The organism is Microcoleus sp. S13_C3, from assembly GCF_036700905.1.
Taxonomy (GTDB): Bacteria; Cyanobacteriota; Cyanobacteriia; order Cyanobacteriales; family Microcoleaceae; genus Microcoleus.
Map to the genome: position 1 here is coordinate 49,335 of NZ_JAUBPT010000039.1, position 5,005 is coordinate 54,339.

The window sequence follows — 5,005 nt, forward strand, 5'->3', positions numbered from 1 at the left end:
CTTTACCACTTCCCCGCGAGGGGATTGAAACTACATCGGCTTGAAATTTTTCCCTTTCTTTGCAACGCCAGAATTTATGCACTCCGACCAAAGAAACCGGGTTTTTTACCGAATCTGTGGACTACAACCACATATTTTCGTAAAAAACCCGGTTTCATCGGCCCCTACTTAGGTTCTTTACCACTTCCCCAAGAGGGGATTAAAACTACATCTGGTGGAAATTTTTCCTTTTCTTTGCAACGCCAGAATTTATGCACTCCGACCAAAGAAACCGGGTTTTTTACCGAATCTGTGGACTACAACCACATATTTTCGTAAAAAAACCCGGTTTCACCGGCCCCTACTTAGCTTCTTTACCACTTCCCCGATAGGGCATTGATATCAAATCCGGTGGCATCGGAATAAATCTTACCCACAGTCAGGAGACGGCAGTACCTTTCGTCGTGTCAACTTAAGGTAAAACCCATAGTCCGTCACGGGTTGAAACCCCTGCCTCAAAGTGAAAGTCCTCGCTTCAGAGGACTAATGAGTTCTTCAGTCCTCTTCGAGAGGACTTTAGCTATGAGACAGGGAATTCATTCCCTGGCGGAGTGTCGGGTGGGAGGAGTGGCGGCAGTGCCTTTGGTGGTGTCAACTTAAGGTAAAACCGATAGTCCGTCAGGGGTTGAAACCCCTGCCTCAAAGTGAAAGTCCTCTCAAAGAGGACTAATGAGTTCTTCAGTCCTCTTCGAGAGGACTTTAGCTATGAGACAGGGAATTCATTCCTTGGCGGAGTGCCGGGTGGGAGGAGTGGCGAACTAAAAGCTGAAGTTGACACCACCAAAGGCAGTGTCGTTTCCCTACTCAAACCATTACCCCCAATTGCATTTGCCTTCTTCCTTCTGCCATACAAAAAAAACCCGGCCTCTCAAAGAAACCGGGTTTTTTGTCAATCAGACGCTTTCTTGTGATGCAGCCTAATCCCTAAAAAGATGTCATATATAAAACTCCAAAAGTCCTTTTTCCCTTCCAATATTCCCAAACTTTGAGGAGAACCCTTCTCATCCAACAGCGGCTTGACAGCCTCATAAGCAGGCTTGTAATTGTACCAAGGAATAGAAGGCCACAAGTGATGAATCAGATGATAATTCTGCCCCAAAATCAAGATATTTAGAATAGGACTAGGATATACTCTGGCATTTTTCCAACGATCGCGATCGTGAAATGGACGGTGCGGCAAATAATCAAAAAATAACCCCAACGCCAACCCCACCACCAAAGCCGGAGAAAACCAAAAATTCAGGACGTAATCTAAATGGCCGTATTGAATCGAGATATACACGATCGCAATCACAAACAAACGGCTGAGAAACCATTCCAATAATTCGTATTTCCGCCACAGTTTGCGCTTAAAAAAGAAAATCTCGTGGTAAAAAAACCTCGCAGCAATCAACCACAAAGGCCCGCCGGTCGAAACATAATGGTCTGGATCGTTATCTGGGTCATTGACGTGGGCGTGATGCTGCATATGTACCCGCGTAAACACCGGGAAAGCAAAACCCAACATCAGCGCGCTACCGTGTCCCAAAATAGCATTGATCGTGCGATCGCGATGGGCCGCATTATGAGACGCATCGTGAATCACAGTTCCAGCCATGTGCAAAGCCAACACGTTCAGCGAAAAACAGCACCACTGCGGCCATCCCCAACACCAGAAACCCAAGTTAGAAATCACGAGAATCGCTACTGCACTCAAAAACAGCAGCAGTGTCGGATTAAAGTCACCGGGAGGACTCAGAAACTCTTTCGGCACTGTCAGCGGCCGTCCTGCCTCCGACATCTTTGTTAAGACTCCTTAATATTTCACTCTTGCGTAGTATAAGATACAAGCCGGACAATAGTAAAGTTTTATGAAAGAACTCAGTCCGATCGCCACAAACTAGCATCTGCACAAACAGCAAAGAATTGCTGTTGTACAAGGATACCAGTCCTAGATTGGCCAAAACAGCTCAGCAGACCAAATAAAATCAATGGGTATGTTTGTATTTATGTCAAGCCTGAAAGCGGAAAAATTTGCAAAAAAGAGCGCTCCCCAAGAAAAAATTACCGATCGGTAAAAAGTCAGATATTCTATATATTGTTCAATACCTGCTTTTTTGACGACTATCAAAATTTTTAAGACTTGAGACTAGCGTCATTGCTTGTAGTCAGGAACCTCAGCTATCAGGCATGAGGCTTGTAAGAGATTCTTGCGAGCCGTCCTGACGGGCCTAAGACTTTCGAGGTCTACGTTTTTTGAGTCACGACACCCTGGGATGCGAAGCTAGTCCCCTGCCCTGTCATTTGCAGTTAAACAGTTTTAAGGTCACTGAAACAGTGCTGCAAGTTTAACAAGCTCTCAAAACATTGGCGCGTGCTAACTTTACTCCGAAAAGAGATTGAGGCAACCATACCTCACCGGAGGGGCAACCATACCCCTCCACCCCGCGAGGGGATTCAATTCAACGTAAAGCCGTCCTAAAAGGACGAGGTTTCAAACCCATAGTTCTGATGAAACGTTAGCCGAAATTTAAACAAGAAATCCACCTGCCTCCCCAGAACACCGCTGATGCAATTGCCAAAAGCCCTACGCCGGACTAAAATCGTCGCCACCATTGGCCCAGCAACTTCTGACCCACAAGTGCTGCGCCAGCTCATAGAAGCAGGTGCCACAACTTTGCGACTCAACTTTTCCCACGGAACAGAAGAAGACCACCAGCGCAGCATTCGCTTAATCCGGCAAACATCCTTTGAACTCAACCAGCCGGTTGCCATCCTCCAAGACCTCCAAGGCCCGAAAATTCGTTTAGGGCGCTTTGAGACAGGCTCTATAGTTGTCAAAAACGGCGATCCTTTCATTCTCACCAGCCGCCAAGTTCCCGGCACCGAGCTCATTTCTTCCGTCACCTACGACCCCCTAGCAGACGAAGTTCCAGAGGGATCAGTGATTCTGCTAGACGACGGCAAAGTGGAAATGCTGGTCGAAAAAGTAGACCGCGGGGCGCGGGAATTGTACTGCCGCGTCGTAGTCGGCGGGCCGCTTTCCAACAACAAAGGCGTGAATTTTCCGGGAGTTTACCTGTCAATTAAAGCGCTGACAGATAAAGACCGCAAAGATTTAATGTTCGGCCTCGACCAAGGTGTCGATTGGGTGGCCCTGAGCTTTGTGCGGAATCCCCAAGATGTGCTCGAAATTAAAGAGCTCATTGCCAGCGCGGGCAAGCAAGTACCGGTGATTGCCAAGATCGAAAAGCACGAGGCGATCGAACAAATGGAGGAAATTCTCACCCTTTGCAACGGGGTGATGGTCGCCCGCGGCGATTTGGGAGTGGAACTGCCCGCCGAAGACGTGCCGATTTTGCAAAAGCGGCTGATTGCTACCTCCAACCGCCTGGGTATTCCGGTAATTACCGCTACCCAAATGCTCGACAGCATGGTCAACAATCCCCGTCCCACCCGCGCCGAGATTTCCGACGTGGCAAACGCGATTCTTGACGGAACTGATGCAGTGATGCTGTCCAATGAAACTGCTGTCGGCAAGTTCCCCGTCGAAGCGGTGGCGACGATGGCGAGAATTGCGGTGCGGATGGAGAGGGAAGGAATTAAGCGGAATATTAGGAATGTAGAAGATATTGGTCGATCGATCCCCAACGGTATCAGCCAAGCAGTCAGCCAAATCTCCGAACAATTGAACGCCGCTGCCATCATGACGCTGACCAAAACCGGCGCCACAGCCCGAAATGTCTCGAAATTCCGACCCAAAACTCCGATTTTGGCAGTTACTCCTCACGTAGACGTAGCCCGACAACTGCAATTAGTATGGGGAGTAAAACCCTTGCTGGTGCTGGATTTACCCTCGACCGGCCAGACATTTCACTCTGCCATGACAGTCGCCCAGGAAAAAGAGTTAGTGTCCGACGGAGATTTAGTGGTGATGACCGCCGGTACTCTGCAAGGAGTTGCCGGATCGACGGATTTGATCAAAGTTGAAGTAGTGACAGCAGTTTTAGGCAAAGGCACCGGTGTCGGTTTGGGCTCGGTGAGTGGCCTGGCCAGGGTTGCTCGCACTGCTGCGGATGTAGGCAATTTCCACCCGGGAGAAATTTTGGTAGTGGAACACACAAGCGTCGCTTTTGTGGAGATGATTCGGAAAGCCGCAGGTGTGGTAACGGAGGAGGACAGTTTGACTTCTCACGCCGCGATTATCGGTTTGCGCTTGGGCGTGCCGGTGATGGTGGGCGTGAAGAATGCGACGCGGGTAATTCGGGACGGAACTATGCTGACGCTGGATATGCACCGGGGTTTAGTTTATTCCGGGGCCAGAGGCGGCTCCACTGACACGGAAGTGACAGTTTAACTGTTGGTGAGCTAGGAGTTGTGGAATTTTGAATTAAATTCTACAACTCGTTGCTTTTTTCGCTATAGTTGTGCTATAATTCAAAATTGTCTGTGCCGATGTAGCTCAGGGGTAGAGTATTCGATTCGTAATCGAACGGTCGTGGGTTCAAATCCCACCATCGGCTTTGGGTTTCAGCGATTTTTGTCTATGACTTGTCTTTGATTGTTGCAAATCTGTAGCAAAAGGCAGTTTAACTGCTCAAAAATGCTCTGGGCCAAGTAGCCGAGAGCATTTTTATTTGCCCTAAATCCTTGTGTGGTGCAGATTATGAATTTTTAAAATCATCTCGTTTCCGGTTGCATCGGTATTCTTCAAATGTCCAAACAGTCCGTTGTCATATCAATTCCGGTTGTATCGGAATGATGAAACCGCTCTTGACACAGAGGATACAGAGAAAGGGAAGAGAGAGATGAATAATTCCGATGCCAACGGATTTGATATCATATCGTTTCCGGTTGCATTGGAATAATAAAATCGACTCAACATTTAACACTCAACAATTCAGTTTTTCGACCCCTCCTTCTACAGTCAACAGTCAACAGTCAACAGTCAACAGTCAACAGTCAACAGTCAACAGTCAACAGTCAA

General features: G+C 48.0%; 3 protein-coding genes and 1 tRNA gene. 3 read left to right on the plus strand and 1 reads right to left on the minus strand.

The window, feature by feature from the left end; translation table 11 throughout:
* A partial coding sequence (locus QUA16_RS13360) for a hypothetical protein (protein WP_333181166.1) occupies positions 1–318 on the plus strand: 318 nt, incomplete at its 5' end.
* 610 nt (positions 319–928) lie between these two features.
* Here the strand turns inward: QUA16_RS13360 and crtR are convergent.
* Positions 929–1,819, minus strand: a complete 891-nt coding sequence (crtR, locus tag QUA16_RS13365) for a beta-carotene hydroxylase (protein ID WP_333103788.1) — start codon at positions 1,817–1,819, stop codon at positions 929–931.
* A gap of 768 nt (positions 1,820–2,587) precedes the next feature.
* Here crtR and pyk point away from each other — a divergent pair.
* Both pyk and QUA16_RS13375 read left to right on the plus strand, forming a co-directional pair.
* The gene (pyk, locus tag QUA16_RS13370) at positions 2,588–4,375 is read left to right on the plus strand and encodes a pyruvate kinase (RefSeq protein ID WP_333103787.1); all 1,788 of its coding nucleotides are present in this window, start codon (positions 2,588–2,590) and stop codon (positions 4,373–4,375) included.
* 94 nt (positions 4,376–4,469) lie between these two features.
* Positions 4,470–4,541, plus strand: a tRNA-Thr gene (locus QUA16_RS13375).
* Positions 4,542–5,005: the final 464 nt, after the last annotated feature.